The sequence below is a fragment of the Pseudomonas sp. AC172 genome, from assembly GCF_979258595.1.
Genome location: NZ_OZ409868.1, coordinates 2,348,778 through 2,365,272, shown reverse-complemented (window position 1 = coordinate 2,365,272; position 16,495 = coordinate 2,348,778). Strand labels below are relative to the sequence as shown.

General features: G+C 59.4%; 9 protein-coding genes. 5 read left to right on the top strand and 4 right to left on the bottom strand.

What is annotated here, in order from left to right:
• Positions 1-5: 5 nt before the first annotated feature.
• On the bottom strand, positions 6-2,618 hold the full coding sequence (locus tag ACZ0A4_RS10535) for a bifunctional diguanylate cyclase/phosphodiesterase (RefSeq protein ID WP_463574506.1): 2,613 nt from the start codon (positions 2,616-2,618) through the stop codon (positions 6-8).
• Between the two features lie 221 nt (positions 2,619-2,839).
• Here ACZ0A4_RS10535 and ACZ0A4_RS10530 point away from each other — a divergent pair, with 221 nt between their 5' ends.
• The 5 genes from ACZ0A4_RS10530 (at position 2,840) to ACZ0A4_RS10510 (ending at position 14,196) form a co-directional block, all read left to right on the top strand.
• Entirely contained in the window at positions 2,840-5,044 is a 2,205-nt protein-coding gene (locus ACZ0A4_RS10530) for an OsmC domain/YcaO domain-containing protein (RefSeq protein WP_463574505.1), read from the top strand.
• Between the two features lie 454 nt (positions 5,045-5,498).
• Positions 5,499-6,014 carry an Hcp family type VI secretion system effector gene (locus tag ACZ0A4_RS10525; RefSeq protein WP_127646759.1) on the top strand — a complete coding sequence of 172 codons (516 nt, stop codon included), beginning with the start codon at positions 5,499-5,501 and terminating at the stop codon, positions 6,012-6,014.
• Positions 6,015-6,140: 126 nt separating this feature from the next.
• Positions 6,141-9,065 (top strand): type VI secretion system Vgr family protein, encoded by a 2,925-nt coding sequence (locus ACZ0A4_RS10520; RefSeq protein ID WP_463574504.1) that lies wholly within the window; start codon positions 6,141-6,143, stop codon positions 9,063-9,065.
• The gene (locus ACZ0A4_RS10515; RefSeq protein ID WP_463574502.1) at positions 9,062-13,783 is read left to right on the top strand and encodes an RHS repeat-associated core domain-containing protein; all 4,722 of its coding nucleotides are present in this window, start codon (positions 9,062-9,064) and stop codon (positions 13,781-13,783) included. The genes ACZ0A4_RS10520 and ACZ0A4_RS10515 overlap by 4 nt, the downstream gene beginning before the upstream one ends.
• 5 nt (positions 13,784-13,788) lie before the next feature.
• The gene (locus ACZ0A4_RS10510) at positions 13,789-14,196 is read left to right on the top strand and encodes an Imm1 family immunity protein (RefSeq protein ID WP_463574501.1); all 408 of its coding nucleotides are present in this window, start codon (positions 13,789-13,791) and stop codon (positions 14,194-14,196) included.
• A gap of 224 nt (positions 14,197-14,420) precedes the next feature.
• Here ACZ0A4_RS10510 and ACZ0A4_RS10505 read toward each other — a convergent pair whose 3' ends face one another.
• From ACZ0A4_RS10505 to ACZ0A4_RS10495, 3 genes are all read right to left on the bottom strand, one after another.
• On the bottom strand, positions 14,421-14,915 hold the full coding sequence (locus ACZ0A4_RS10505) for a PaaI family thioesterase (protein ID WP_463574499.1): 495 nt from the start codon (positions 14,913-14,915) through the stop codon (positions 14,421-14,423).
• 8 nt (positions 14,916-14,923) lie between these two features.
• The gene (locus ACZ0A4_RS10500; protein WP_463574498.1) at positions 14,924-16,081 is read right to left on the bottom strand and encodes a GGDEF domain-containing protein; all 1,158 of its coding nucleotides are present in this window, start codon (positions 16,079-16,081) and stop codon (positions 14,924-14,926) included.
• Positions 16,082-16,228: 147 nt separating this feature from the next.
• On the bottom strand, positions 16,229-16,477 hold the full coding sequence (locus ACZ0A4_RS10495; RefSeq protein ID WP_463574497.1) for a hypothetical protein: 249 nt from the start codon (positions 16,475-16,477) through the stop codon (positions 16,229-16,231).
• Positions 16,478-16,495 lie beyond the last annotated feature (18 nt).

The following is a 16,495-nucleotide window of genomic DNA, read 5'->3' as shown; positions in this document are numbered from 1 at the left end:
GTCCTTCAGGTCACGCGACCTTTCTTTGCCTTCATCTGTGCACCTCTGGAATCGTGCAGTAGCCGCGCAAACGCGACTTTGTCGATCGGCCGACTCATGAAGTACCCCTGCACCTCATTGCATTGATCGACTCCGAGAATATCCAGTTGCTCCTCGGTCTCGACCCCTTCAGCCGTCACGGTCAGGCCCATGGCTTTGCCCAGGCCGATGATCGCCTGCACCACCGCGCGATCATTGGTGCCGCTGCTGATCGAGGCGATGAAACGCTTGTCGATCTTGATCCCGTCGAACGGGTAGGCGCGCAAGTAGCCGAGTGATGAGTAGCCGGTGCCGAAGTCGTCCATGTTCAGGCGCACGCCGAGCTCTTTCAGGGCATTCATGGTGGTCAGCGCGCCGTCGGTGTCGTTGAGCATCACGTTTTCGGTGATCTCCAGTTCCAGGCGACTGGCCGGGAAACGGGTCTGCACCAGCACCTCGCGAACATCCTCAACCACATCGCTGACGGCAAACTGCGCGGGCGACAGGTTGACCGACAGCAGAATATCGTCCGGCCAGCCCAGCGCGGTTTCGCAGGCTTCGCGCAGCACCCAGCGCCCCAGCGGGACGATCAGGTCAGTCTGCTCCGCCAATGGAATGAACAAGTCCGGGCCGAGCAGGCCTTTGGTGGGATGTTGCCAGCGCACCAGCGCTTCGACCGAAACGATGTGTTTGCCATCGACCTTGTAGCGCGGCTGATAGTGCAGGATGAATTCATTGTGTTTGAGCGCATGGCGCAGATCATCTTCCATTTGCCGGCGCGTCTGGATCTGGTCGCTCATGTGCGCTTCGAAATAACACCAGGTGTTCTTGCCCTCGGATTTGGCCTGATACAGAGCGATATCGGCATAGCGGATCAGGTCACTCGGCACGTAACCGTGGCGGCGACTGAGCGAAATGCCGATGCTGGCGCCGATGTGCAGCGGATGGTGTTCGAAGACCACCGGTTGATGCAGGCTGCCGATCAGACGGGTGCAGAACTTGTCGATTTCGTGCTGACTGTCCATGCCGTTGAGCACCACGATGAATTCGTCGCCGCCCAGTCGCGCGACGATGTCGTGTTCGCGGGTGCACTCTCGCAGGCGCACGGCGACTTCCTGCAGCACGGCGTCACCGGCCGGGTGGCCGAGTGAATCGTTGATTGGTTTGAAGTTGTCGAGATCGATCATCAGCAGCGACAGCGGCGGCGCGTGCTCCTTGAGCAGCAGCGCTTCATCCAGATAACGCGCGAGTTTGTTGCGGTTGGGCAGGCCGGTCAGGGCATCGTGCATCGACAGATGCTGGATCTGCGCATGGGCGGCGACTTCGTCGGTGATGTCGCTGGCGGTGCCGCGATAGCCGATGACTGTGTGCTTGTCGAAGATCGGCCGGGCGGACAGCCGACAGTGGCGCTGCTGTCCGGAGTGGTCACGGTAGGTGCAACGCAAGTCACTGGCGCTGTTTTCTTCGGTCAGGTTTCTCAGCCAGAGTTCCAGTGGCGTGGTGTCGCAACTCAACAGGTGGCCGATGTCTTGCCCCAGCCACAGGGTTTGCGGGTAACCGGTCACTTCGCTGAAGCGCGCCGACAGGTAGGTCAGCGCGAGGGCACGATCGACCTCCCAGATCCAGTCCGATGCGGCTTCGGCCACCGCGCGAAAGCGTTCCTCGCTGGCTTCCAAGCCACGGTTGGCAGTTTCCAGCGCCTGATTGGAAGTTTGCATGACGGCAAAACTCTGGTCGACGTATTGCGATGAGCGCAAGGCGTGCCGAAAGAAGTAGGCGGTCAGTAGCATCAACACCAGCATCGTCGCGCCGAGCGGAGGCAGCAACGACCACAACAAATGTTGCCCGGGCCGCTCCAGATCGGCGATCAGACTGTAGCCGGTGCTGTCCAGCGGCACTCGCGGGCGGTCGGGCGCAAGGGTTTCATCCAGCGCCAGGGTCAGGTTGCTCAAGCCGTAGCCGCTGCCGATCAGGCGTAATTTGGTCGGGGTGAGTTTATCGACGAATACCAGCACCGAGGTTTTCTGCGCCGAGTCCAGCGGCCGCTCATCATTGGGAATGATCGCCGCCGCCGACACCAGCGCCGGCCAGCCTTCAAACAGCGAGTAGGTGCTGACGGGTTTGCTCAGATCGCTCTGCCCCTGAACCTGATCCAGCAGCGACGTGGCACTGACCTGCAAATACGCCGACAGGTCCGCATCGAGCAGTTGCCCGCGCACCACGGCGTATTTGGTGCGCTCGCGGTCGAGCACGAACACGCCGTCATAGCCGTCATTGGTGAACAGGGTCTTGCCCATGTTCTGCTCGGTGTAGGCCCAGTTTGTGTCGACCTGATCGCTCAAATGCTCGTAAGCCGTGGTCCAGTAGGCATAGCTGGTGATGTAGTTTTTTGATGCAGTGATGCGGTTTTCCAAAGCCCGGGCCGAATAGAAGCGGGTTTTGTCGATTTCCTCGCTATCCAGCGCATTGGCAATCCCCAGCAAGGCGACTGTTGCGGCAATCACACCGCTGACGAACAGCGCGCCGACGGCGATGGCCAGGCGTCGGGTAACGGCGCTTTGGCGCGGTGGAAGAGGGGCCGCATAACCGGAAATGTCCATGTGCTCGTCCTTGATCCGCTGTCTTCTGAATCTAGAACCACGGCGCGGACGCAATGTTCAGATTCTTCTACGCAACTGCATTGAAAGCGTAGTGAACCCCGGGTGAATTGCCTCCCCAAGTGCAGGATGCCGATCAGCGGCGATTCCCGAAAGGGCAAGACTTCCCGCGCAAAAACCGGATAATGGCGCCCATTCGTTTAGCCGTATTCTGGTAATCCCGCATGGAAATCAAGGTCAATTTTCTCGACAACCTTCGACTTGAAGCCAAGTTCGACGACTTCACGGTGATCGCCGATCAGCCTATCCGCTACAAGGGCGATGGTTCGGCACCGGGGCCGTTCGATTACTTTCTGGCATCGTCGGCGTTGTGTGCGGCGTATTTTGTGAAGTTGTACTGCGACACGCGCAACATCCCGACTGAAAACATTCGCCTGTCGCAGAACAACATCGTCGACCCGGAAAACCGCTACAACCAGATCTTCAAGATTCAGGTGGAATTGCCGGCGGACATCTCCGAGAAAGATCGTTTGGGCATCTTGCGCTCCATCGACCGCTGCACGGTGAAGAAGGTCGTGCAGACCGGCCCGGAATTCATCATTGAAGAAGTCGACAACCTCGACGCCGATGCCCAGGCGCTGTTGATGCCGGTGGCCGGCTCGGACGCAGGCACCTTCATCGCCGGCAAGGACCTGCCGCTGGAGCAGACCATCGCCAATATGTCGGGGATCTTGGCCGACTTGGGCATGAAGATTGAAATCGCCTCGTGGCGCAACATCGTGCCCAACGTCTGGTCGCTGCATATCCGCGATGCGCATTCGCCAATGTGCTTCACCAACGGCAAGGGCGCGACCAAGGAAGGCGCACTGGCCTCGGCGCTGGGCGAGTTTATCGAGCGCCTGAACTGCAACTTCTTCTACAACGACCAGTTCTGGGGCGAAGAGATTGCCAACGCCGAGTTCGTGCATTATCCGGACGAGCAATGGTTCAAGCCGGGCCCGAAAGACGAGTTGCCGAGCGAGATCCTCGACGATTACACCCTGAAGATTTACAACCGTGACGGCGAATTGCGCGGCTCGAACCTGTTCGACACCAACTCCGGCAACACCCAGCGTGGCATTTGCTCGCTGCCGTTCGTGCGCCAGTCCGACAGTGAGGTGGTGTACTTCCCGTCCAACCTGATCGAAAACCTCTACCTCAGTAACGGCATGAGCGCCGGCAACACACTTGCCGAAGCGCAGGTGCAGTGCCTGTCGGAAATCTTCGAACGCGCGGTCAAACGCGAAATCCTCGAAGGCGAAATGGCCCTGCCGGACGTGCCACAGGCAGTGCTGGAGAAATACCCGAGCATCCTCGCTGGCATCAAAGGCCTGGAAGAGCAGGGCTTCCCGGTGCTGGTCAAGGATGCGTCGCTGGGCGGTGAATTCCCGGTGATGTGCGTGACCCTGATGAACCCGCGCACTGGCGGCGTGTTTGCCTCCTTCGGCGCGCACCCGAGCCTGGAAGTGGCGCTGGAGCGCAGCCTCACCGAACTGTTGCAGGGGCGCAGTTTCGAAGGCTTGAACGACTTGCCGCAGCCGACCTTCTCCGGTCAGGCGGTGACCGAGCCGAACAACTTTGTCGAGCACTTCATCGACTCCAGCGGTGTGGTGTCGTGGCGTTTCTTCAGCGCCAAGCCAGACTTCGAATTCGTCGAGTGGGATTTCTCCGGTCAGGGCGAAAACTCCAACGCCGAAGAAGCCGCGACGCTATTCGGCATCCTCGAAGACATGGGCAAGGAAGTTTACATGGCGGTCTACGAGCACATCGGTGCCAAGGCCTGCCGCATTCTGGTGCCGGATTACTCGGAGATCTACCCGGTCGAAGACCTGATCTGGGACAACACCAACAAAGCCCTGCAATTTCGTGCTGACATCCTCAACCTGCACACCCTGAGCAAAGTCGGTCTGCGTAACCTCGCCCAAGGCCTGGAAAACAGCGAACAGGACGATTACACCGAGATCACCACGCTGATCGGCGTCGAGTTCGACGACAACACGGCGTGGGGCAAGCTGACCATTCTGGAACTGCGTCTGCTGATCTGCCTCGCTCTGCAGAAGTATGAGCAGGCCAAGGATCTGGTTGAAGCCTTCCTGCAGTACAACGACAACACCGTCGAACGTGGCTTGTTCTATCAAGCGGTCAACGTGGTGCTGGAGATGGAGCTGGACGAGGATCTGCAGCTGGAAGACTACGAGGCTAACTTCCGCCGCATGTTCGGTGACGAGCGTATGGATGCAGCGATTGGCTCGGTCAACGGCAGTGTGCGCTTCTATGGCCTGACGCCGACCAGTATGAAGCTGGAAGGGCTGGATCGGCATTTGCGCTTGATCGAGAGCTATAAAAAGCTGCATTCGGCGCGGGCAAATGTGAAGGCCTCTTCGGACTGATTGGATTATTGCCGCTGATCAGAAAAGCCAGGCAGTTGCCTGGCTTTTCTTTACACGCGATGTTTTGCCTATTCAGCAAAACTGCGTTGATGCAACGTCAACGAGAGTAAGGCTGTCTGGAGATTTTTCGTCGATTGAAGATAAAAGCGCTTTTTAGCAACTGCGCAAGAAGTTGCGCAGTTGTTTTCAAAAAAACGTCCGTAAAAAACGCTGCAGGCCACGCCGTTAAAGGCGTGCAGCCAAGTGCGCAACTTTTTGCGCAGTACTGCGCAAAAAGTTGCGCACTTACGGCGGCTCTTCCCGGCTGCAATAGCTACTTCTGTTGAAGTTGTTTACACAAGTTGTTGATGAATAATGGCAATGTAATTGCTGGCATGAAAGTTGATATCTCCAAGCTCGCACGGACAGGCAATGGTGCCTGTCGCTTGTGTCTTTTGAGCAAGGAGAGCATTCCATGGCAACCCCCGCGTACATGTCCGTCACCGGCGAAAAACAAGGCCTGATCACAGCCGGCGCGTTCACCGCCGACTCCGTTGGCAACACCTTTCAAGAAGGCCACGAAGACCAGGTCATGGTGCAGGCTTTCACCCACGACGTGATCATCCCGCGTGATCCACAATCCGGTCAGCCAACCGGTCAGCGCGTTCACAAGCCCGTGGTCATCACTAAGGTCTACGACAAGGCTTCGCCACTGCTGCAAGCCGCTCTGACTTCCGGCGAGCGCATGAGCGAAATCGTTATCCAGTGGTTCCGTACTTCTGCTCAAGGCACCCAAGAGCACTACTACACCACCAAACTGGAAGACGCGATCATCGTCGCCATCAACAACAAAATGCACAACTGCCAGGATCCAGGCAACGCGCACTTCACCCATCTGGAAGAAGTGCAGTTCACCTACCGCAAAATCACCTGGACCCACGAAGTCTCCGGTACTTCGGGTTCCGATGACTGGCGTGCTCCAGTCGTTTAATCACGGCTGATGACGGTACCGACTCGACCAGTGCTGCTGGTCGGGTTCACCGCTTGATCAAGGAATTTTCCGCATCAGATTCTTTCAATCTGATGCGCGTTGCAGCACTGCGCGAGGGACAAGGGAATGTTCTCACCGGCCAACCAGCCTCATTTCAATCTGACCGTCGATGGCGGCGATAGCGACTTCCAGGTGCTGTCCTTCACCGGTCGCGAGGCCCTCAACACGCCGTTCGAATTCGAGCTGGAACTGGTCAGCGAAAAGGCCTCGATCAACCTCGAAAGCGTGCTGCACAAACTGGCGTTTCTGCAGCTGTCGCCAACTGGGACGGGGATCCACGGTCTGGTTTACAGCATCGCCCAGGGCGAGGCGGGCAAGCGCCTGACCCGCTACAAGATCTCCCTGCGCCCGCAACTGGCGTACCTCGCGCACCGGGTCAATCAGCGCATCTTCCAGCAGATGACCGTGCAGCAGATCATCAGCAAGGTATTGGAAGAACACGGCATCCTCGCCAGCGATTACCACTTCCAGCTCAGCGCGATTTATCCCGAACGCATTTACTGCGTGCAGTACGACGAGTCGGACCTGGACTTCATCCAGCGCCTGTGTGAAGAAGAGGGCATTCACTACCACTTCCAGCACACGTCCAGCGGCCACAAGCTGACCTTTGGTGATGACCAGACGGTGTTCCCGAAACTGGCGCCAGTGGCCTATCAGCAGGATTCCGGACTGGTCGCCGACAAACCGGTGGTCAAGCGTTTTGGCCTGCGCGTGGCCACCCGCACCAGCCGCACCACGCGCCGTGATTACGACTTCGTCAAACCGAAAATCGAGCTGGAAAGCGATGCCAAAAGCAGCGCGCAACCGGACCTCGAAGACTACGATTACCCGGGCCGTTTCGTCGATCGCGAGCGCGGTAAACACTTGGCCAATCGCGCGCTGGAACGCCATCGCAGCGACTACCGTCTGGCCGAGGGCAACAGCGATCAGCCGATCCTGGTCAGCGGGCATTTCCTCGCCCTGACCGACCACGCCAACCCGACGTGGAATGACCTGTGGCTGCTCACCGAAATCTTCCACGAAGGCAAGCAGCCGCAAGTGCTCGAAGAGTCGGTGACCAGCGACACCACCGACAACAAAGACGATTTCCACCAGGGCTACCGCAACCGCTTCAGCGCGATTCCGTGGGACGTGCCGTATCGTCCGCCGCTCGATCACCCGAAACCAAAAGTCCTCGGCACACAAAGCGCGGTGGTTTGCGGCCCTGAAGGCGAAGAGATTTATTGCGACCAGTACGGCCAGGTGAAGGTGCAGTTCTTCTGGGACCGCGAAGGCAAGCACGACGACATGACCAGTTGCTGGATGCGCGTCGCGTCGAGCTGGGCGGCCGAGACCTTTGGCTCGATCAACATCCCACGGGTCGGCATGGAGGTGTTGATCACTTTCCTTGAGGGCGATCCCGATCAGCCGCTGATCACCGGCTGCCTGTACCACGGCGCGAATCTGCCGCCGTACAAGCTGCCGGATTTCAAGACGCTGGCGACGGTCAAGAGCAAGGAATACAAGGGCAGTCGCGCCAACGAATTACGCATCGACGACACCACCAGTGAGATCAGCATCGCGCTGCGCAGCGACCACGGCGCGAGTGCGATCAACCTTGGTTATCTGACTCATCCGCGCCCGAGCGGTGGCCAGCCGCGCGGTGAAGGTTTTGAATTAAGAACCGACCGCCACGGTGCGGTGCGTGCGGCGGCCGGTCTGCTGATCACCACTGAGCCGCGTCCAAACGAATCCAAGCATCACAAGGATCTGCCGGAAACCGCTGAACGCCTCGCCACGGCCAGCGATCAGCAGGACGGATTCGCCGTGCAAGCTAAAGAGCTTCAAGCCCAAGAGGCCGGTGATCAGGACGACGTCGCCAAAGCGCTGCACGCCCAGCATCAAGGCGTACTCGGCAGCGGACCGGCGAACCTCACCGCCAACGAATTCCCCGAGTTCACCGAGCCGCATCTGGTCCTCGCCAGCCCGGCCGGCATTGCCCTGACCACGCCGCGCTCCAGCCACATCGCCACCGGCGAACACCTGGCGCTGAGCAGCACCGGCCACACCAGCCTGTCGATCGGCAAACGCCTGCTGGCCAGTGCCAGTCGGGGCATGCGTCTGTTCGTGCAAAGCATGGGTTGGCGGCTGGTCGCGGCCTCCGGTGATATCGACGTGCGGGCCCTGAAGGACAGCATCAACCTGCTGGCCAAACTCAACATCACCGCCAACGCCGACCGCATCACCATCACCGCGAAAACCGAACTGGTGATCCAGGGCGGCGGCAGCGCCACCACCTACAACGCCGGCGGCATCACCCACGCCACCAGCGGCCCGTACACCGCCCACGCGGCGAACTTCGCCTACACCGGCGCGAAAAGTCTCGCCGGAGTGTTCCCGGAACCACCGAAACCGGGCAAGGGCAATCTGGAATTGTTCAACCAGTACGCCGGGCGTCAGGGCATCAAAGAGGGCGATTACGAAGTCATCGATGCCTTGGGCAAAAGCATCAAGGGCAAGCTCGACGGCAAGGGTTTCGCCAGTGTCGCCGGCGCCGCACCGGGGCCTGCGCGGGTGCTGTTCGGCAAGGATCCGGCGGACACCTGGAGCGATGGCAGTTACATCGGCAAGCCGGAATGGCCGTTGAATCCGCCGGGTGCCGAAGACGTGCCGAGCCAAGTGCAGGCGATGGTCGCGCAGGTCTTGCCGAGCAAGAGTTGGGAGATGTTGGAGAAGGGCAAGGACATGGCGCAAACAGGGATGAGTGCAATGCAGACGGCGCAAGGCGCGATGCAAACGGCGCAGCAAGTGAAAGGCGTGGTGCAGGGCGGGGTGGCCGGGTTGCCGAAGCTGGCCAGCGCCGCCATGCCGAGTGCATCGAACATCCTCGGCGCTGCCAGCAAGAACGGCAAGCTGCCGAGTTTGCCTGCTGTTTCGTTGCCCAAAAACTCGATTCAAACGCCCGGCCTTAATCCGGTCCCAAGCTTGCTGCCAGATGAGTTCATGTCATGACGACTCCCGCGCCCGATAAAAAACGTGAACCCCAGGTAGCTGTCGTTCCGCTCAACACCATCGATATTCAAGATGTCGGCCGCGGTGCCGCCAAATTCGATGCCTGGCTGCAGTCGATCAGTGGCGGGATTGTCACGCTCGATCGTGTGAAGAACGTTGCCGGCGCCTTGCCGGTGGTGGGTAACATCATGGCGCTGGTCGACGCCCTTGGCGACATCGTGACCCTGGCCAAAAGCAAGCAGCGCCAAGTGCTGGACTGGGTCAGCCTGGGGATCAACCTGATTGGCGTACTGCCGGCCCCTCCAACCATGGCGTCGGCACGCATGACGCTGCGTCCGACATTGGGCCTGGTGCGCCAGGAGCTGCGTAACAGCGCGAAGATGCTACTGGGGGATTCTCTGATCGAAGTGTTGATCGGGCATTTGAACGCGACCATTGTCGGCACAATCGATGACTTCGTAAAACAGGCGCAACCCAAACTGGCTGGCATTCTCGACGACGCCGGCAAACTGGGCCAGAGCGCGGTGAACGAGATTGCCAAGGGGCTGGAAACCGTCGTCAATGGCAAACTCGATGCCAAGGGCGACCTCAACGCTGCGGGTTCAAAGATCACGGCGGCGCGCAGCCAGTTACTGCATGACCCCAAAGCGGCCATCGGCAATATCTTCGGTGCTGCGTTCAGTACCTACAAGGCCGCCGGCAAAGGCGTGGCCAACAGCGCAGCGAAAAACCTGCTGCCGGAAAAAGCCAAGGCATTGGTGCTCAGCAATACATCCATGCTGCGGACTTTGGGCGCAGAGCTGCGAACACAACTGAAGAAGCTCAGCGATCCGGGCGTTCAACACTCCATCGGCTGGCTGTTGCAGATGCTCGGTGGTGCCGTGGTCACTTGGCGCAAGCGCAAGGCGCATGGTCAGAGCGCGAACGTCAAACCAGGCACCACCACCCAGGCCAAGCGCAAGGCCGGGGAAGGTCAGCTGGAGATGCAATCGAAGCAAGCCGGTGCGAAAGCCGATCCAAACTGCAGAAAAAACGTGGTGTGTCCCATCACCGCGCACAGCATCAGTTTCTCGATGGGCTCGGAGACCTTCCGTCACACTGATTTCAGTCTGCCGGGCCCGTTTCCGATCAACTGGACGCGCACGTATTATTCGCGTCTGGAGGCCTATGACAAAGGGGTCATGGGCGCTCGCTGGATTACCGAATTCACCACCCGTTTTGATCGCGTCGATGACGGCCTGGTGTTTCACGCGGCGGATGGACGTAGCCACAACTACCCACTGCCCAAAGTCGGTGAGGCCCACTACGACCCGATTGAAAGCCTGACGCTGGTGCGAGTTGACGAAAACCGGCTGGTGCTGTGCAGCGGTGTCGAGCGCAAGGAAACCTACGTGCGCCGCGGTCAGCGTTACGTGCTGAGTGGTATCGTCCTGCGCAGCGGTGCAGGGGTCATGCTTCATTACGAACACCGTCATGACGACGAGGCGGTGTTGTCGGATCTGATTACCTACGAAGGCGATATCAGCAACGTCCACTTGCAGCTCGGTACCCTGCTCGACGCTCAAGGGCGCCTCATCGGTCTCTGGGAAGTTCGCGACGGTGCAGCCAAGCGTCAGTTGTGTGCCTATCGCTACGACGCCAACGGTGATCTGATCCAGGCTCAGGATGAAAACGGCGCAGCCTGGCATTATCAGTATCAGCACCATCTGGTCACGCGCTACACCGATCGCACCGGGCGCGGTATGAACCTGCAATGGCAAGGTCAAGGCGCCGATGCCAAAGCCGTCCGCGAATGGGCGGATGACGGCAGTTTCGATACCCGGCTGGAGTGGGACGAAAACATTCGCCTGACTTATGTCACCGATGCCCACGGCAACGAGACCTGGCACTACTACGACATCCTTGGCTACACCTATCGCATTCGCCACCCGGATGAACGCTCGGAATGGCTGTTTCGCGATGAGGCAAAAAACGTCGTGCGCCATGTGCACACCGACGCCAGCATCGATCGCTTCAGCTATGACGAACGTGGCAATGTGCTTGAGCATATTCGAGCCGACGACACCGTGTTGCATTTCGCGTATGACGATCAGGATCAGTTGATCAAGATCAGCGACGCCGAAGGCGGGCTCTGGCTGCGTGACTATGATGCTCACGGCAATCTGGAAAAAGCCATTGACCCATTGGGTAACCAGACCGAATACGCCTATACCTCGGCAGGCCTGCTCAAGGCGATCAAGGACGCCAACGGCGCCGAGAAGAAGCTTGAATACAACGATGCCGGTCAACTGACGAAATATACCGACTGCTCCGGCAAGGCCAGTGCCTGGGAGTACAACAGTCTTGGGCAGTTGATTTGCTTCACCGACGCGGCCGGGCAAAGCACCGAGTACGAATACCGTGCCGGCCAGCGGGTGCTGATCAGGCATCCGGATAAAACCGAAGAACGTTTCACTTACGATGCTGAAGGTCGCTTGCTGGCCCATATCGATGGGCTGGATCGCTGCACCTCCTGGCGTTACACCGCTGCGGGGCTGGTGGCTGAGCGAGTGGATGCCACGGAGCAGACGTTGCGCTATCGCTGGGACCGACTGGGGCGGCTGACCGCCCTGGAAAACGAGAACCAGCAGCGCGTGCAGTTCGAGTACGATCCGGTGGGCCGCTTGCTCCATGAAACCGGCTTCGATGGGCGCAGCAAACACTATCGCTATGACGCCGAGACCGGGCGATTAGCCTCCATTCGCGACGGTGAGCGCGTCACCGAATTCCAGTTCGACCCGATGAACCGGATGATCAGCCGTTCGGCGAGGCTTGGCAGCGAGTCGCAAGCGGAAATCTTCGCCTACGATGGAAACGGCAATCTGGTGCTGGCCAGTAACGATCAGAGCCGCTTGCAGTGGTTCCATGACCCGGCTGGCAATCTGTTGCGCGAACATCAGCATTTTCCGGGATTGGAAAGTCCCACGGTTGCGATTTGGCGACATGAGTACGATGCACTCAATCAGCGAGTGGCCACGCTGCGTCCGGATGGTCATCGGGTCAGTTGGCTGACTTACGGCAGCGGTCATCTGTTGGGCATGCGCCTCGACGAACATGACCTTGTCGGTTACGAGCGCGACGACCTGCATCGCGAAGTTTCGCGGCATCAGGGCAATCATCTGCTGCAAACCCAGCAGTGGGACCCCGCCGGACGTTTGCAGGAGCAACTACTGGGGCGCACCGACGATAAGCGCACGGTGCTCAAACGCGAGTATCAGTACGATGCGGCAGGTCAGTTGCGCGGTATCGACGACACCCGCCGCGGGACGTTGGCTTATCAATACGATCCGCTCGGGCGTCTGCTTCAGGCGAGCAGTCGCCTGGGTGTGGAAACCTTTGCTTTTGATCCGGCCGCCAATCTGCTCGACGATACGGCCCGGCAACCCCGGCGTCCGCTGGATCAGGACCCGACCCGCAGCAAGCTTCTGGATAACCTGCTGCGCGAGTACGCCGGCACTCATTATGAGTATGACGAGCGGGGCAACCTGATCCAGCGTTGGCATAACGGTAGCTACAGCCGCCTGCGCTGGGATCTGTTCGATCGTCTGGTGCATTTTGACGACGCCCGTCTGGAGGTCGATTACGCCTACGATGCGCTGGGCCGCAGAGTGTCCAAACATTCCCGTGCGCACTTTAAACAGCACCCTGAAGCCGGCTCTCAGTGGAACCATCACGAATATGCGCGCAAGCAGCGGGAGTCGGGTTGCGGCTTCACGTTGTATGGTTGGGACGGCGACGCTTTAGCCTGGGAAAGTAGCCTGGCAGAGGTGGACGGTGATTATGGTCGTACCGTGCATTACGTGTATGAGCCTGGCACCTTTGTGCCTGTCGCTCAGGCACTGCGGCATCAGGCAATCAAACTGTCGGAGCAGCCCGACTACAGCGACGAATATCGACTGGACGATGATCCGTTGTGGAGCCACGCACCCAAGGCCCAACCGATCGATGAGTTGAGCTGGTATCAGTGCGATCACTTGGGCACGCCACAGGAACTGACCGACCAGCGCGGCGAAATCGTCTGGAGTGCGCAATACAAGACGTGGGGGCAAGCACAGGAACAGCGTTCAGATTGGGCCAGGCAACAAGGGCTGACAAATCCACTGCGTTTCCAGGGGCAGTACCATGACCATGAGACGGGCCTGCATTACAACCGCTACAGGTACTACGATCCGCAGGTCGGTCGTTTCATCAGCAAAGACCCGATCAGCTATGCCGGTGGCTTGAATCTTTATGCCTATGCACCAAACCCGACGGGCTGGATCGATCCGCTGGGCCTGGAAACCTGTGACCCACGGCAGCAGTTGGCCGACCGCAGGAAGGCGTTGGGTCTGCCTGTCGCAGGTTCTGCCAATGACACATCGACATTGTCTTTACTGAGGGTCAATGGTCAGAGTTTCGAGGGTATAAACTCAGGTGACCAGAATCCCAAGACGGCGATTACCCTCGACCGCGTAAATGCGCAAACCAAAACCCACGCGGAGGCTGAAGCGGTGCAACATGCCGTGAACGCGGGCATGGCAGGCAAAGCCGAAAGTGCCGAAATGTGGGTCGACCGCGATCCGTGCAAGGCTTGCGGGTTGCCGGGCGCAGGGGGCATTCGTTCACTGGCTCGAAATCTGGGATGTAATATCACCGTGCATTCACCCAGTGGCAGCCGAACTTACACACCAACGAAGTAGTGATCATGAAGCTGGAAAAAATCATAGAAGACGAAGCAAACGGCGCGGGTTTCAAGGAGCGGGAGCACTTGAGTCCCGACCGCGCAAAGGTACTCGCAACTCTGGATCGACTGGATGGAAAGGCGTTCAGTTCCACCCTGTTTTTGCTCGATGACGAAAACTACATGAGCGTGGGCGGGGGTAACGACCATCGCTATGTTGTGTTTATCGCGGTAAACGTCGACGAGAAGCTTTACACACTGACCAATCCTGATGCATCAAACGATGAGACGGTAGATGTCGTCGTCGGTGGGCAGTCCGGGAGCTACCCGAAAAACCAGGTTGTCGACAAAGAGCATGCCCGGAAAGCGTTGCTGTATTTTTTCGAGAACGGCACAGCGGATCCGGGATTGTCGTGGGAGGTTGAAGGCTGAGGGGAGAAGTCAGACCGCCGGGTCTGATTGAACGGCAAAGGCGTGATGCTGTGAAAGACGCGATTCGCTTGGGTGACTGATTGCCAGCGGCCCCAAAGGTGCTGTGGTCAGTTGAAGTCCGAGGCTGCCTTCGTGATTGAGATGACGCTCGCTAAGCGCGAGCGTTGAATATTCGCCAAGGCCTGCCGGTAAACGGTCCGACAAGCCGGGCAGGCTCGCCAGGTTTATCGCCCGTGCGCCGCGTCGGCCAATTGCCCGGTGTCGACCCGCACAAACACCGAGTCGCCCACTGCCGTCAGCACATCCCCGGCAAACACCTCACAGATCACCCGGGTCTTGCGCCCGACGTCACCCTCGACTTTCGCGCGCAGAGTCAGCGTCACGCCCATCGGCGTCGGTTTAATGAATTTGATACCAAGGTTGCCGGTGACGCAGTCGATGCGCGGCAGGCTGCCGGGTTCGCGGTTTTCTGCGCGGTAGTGATACGCCATCGCTGTCCAGTTGGAATGGCAGTCGACCAGCATGGCGATCAGGCCGCCGTAGACCAGATCCGGCCAGCCGCAGTACTTGGCCTCCGGCAGGTGTTCGGCAATGACGTGCACGCCGTCTTCATGCCAGTGGCTTTTGACGTGCAGGCCGTGCGGGTTGCAGCCGCCGCAGCCGTAGCAAACGCCTTCGGGGGCGGCGAGGTCTTGCAGAGGAGTATCGAGGCTGGACATGGTTTTTATTATCCTGGCGTGGTGAGACCGGTCAGGCGCAGGCGATTGCGCCCGCCGCGTTTCGATTCATAGAGTGCCGCGTCGCCTTGTTCGATCAGTGCCGTCAGGTGGGCGGGCGGGTTGTCGAACAGGTTGGCGCCGATGCTCAGGGTCACGGCAGCGGTGGTGGGGAATGTCTGGGAGGTCATGCTCAAAAACTGCTCGCGCAAGGCGTTGCCCAGTTCCATGACACGCTCGCCTGATGTGCTGTTGAGCAGAATGACAAATTCGTCACCGCCCAGGCGCGCCGTCAGCGCATTGCGCGGCAGCACCGAGCGGATCATCTCGCTCAACGCGATCAGCAAACGGTCGCCAGCGGTGTGGCCGTACTGGTCGTTGACCAGTTTGAAGTTGTCGATGTCGATCAGCAGCAAGGCGCCGGGATGCTCGGGCGATACGTGTTCGAGCAGGCGCGGTGCGCGCTTTTCGAGGGCGCGGCGGTTGTACAGGGCGGTCAGCGGATCACGCTCGGCGAGGCGGGCGATCTGTTTTTCCCGGCGATAGCGTTCGGTGCCGGTCATCGACAGGGCGATCAACATGATCGCCATCGCACCTTCGACCAGGGAAATCTGGATGATCTCGCCACGAAACGCTGCCAGATCGATCAGCGTGCCGGGGATCATCACGGTCAGGGCTTTGGCCACGTAGAAAAGCCCATGACCGAGCAGCACATAGCGCAACTGCACTGCGCCCACGCTCAGCGACTTGCCGTGGGGGCGCAGCAGTGAGCTGGCCTTGAGGGTCGACAGCGCCACCAGCAGCGAGTTGGCCGCCAGCATCACCTTCGACCACAGCGGCCCGTCCGGCAACAACAGCATGACCAGCCAGGTGATGAAGATCAGATACCAGGCCGGCGACAGCCGTATCTGGGTGAAACGCGCCACGCCGAGCAGGAACAGGAAGTGCGCGGTCACCAGCAAGCCGTTGGCGAACCAGATGCCGATCAGCAAAAAGCCGCTGCTGCGCAGCAGGGCCAGGGTGGAACCGACGGTGATGGTGGCGAAACCGGCGCTCCAGAACAGTAGCGAAGGCTCACGAATGCTGCGCCATTCGATCGCCAGATACAGCGCGGCAGCGGCTGCGAGAGCGATGGAAAGGGTCAACATCGTAGGTGGGTCGAGCGGCATTTCTTGATGAGCCTGTCTGATTGGCGGTTAGACCGGCGATTGTAAGCGTTCGGGCGGTTTTTTCGCAGAGGTCGTGTTGCCGCGCAGACCATTGGCAGCGGGAAGGGCGCGGTTGCTGGCCGCCGCCCTGATCACCCTGTCGATCGGTCACTGCTCGGGCGTGAGCCAAGTGTCGACGACTCGACGATCCAGCTCTTCCCAATAAGCCATTCCCAAGACACGAGTGGTGTTGAGCCCGCGCAGGTAACCGCGCAACTGGTTGGCAGTGTCGGTGATGAGCTGCGGGTCGGTGATGCCTTTGTCCAGCAATACGCTCTCGTACTGAACCAGATACTCGGCCACACGCTCGCGGAAATCGGGCAGAACGGCGTCACGAATCAGGTCAAACGTTCTCAAGGCGAACTCCTCATTTCA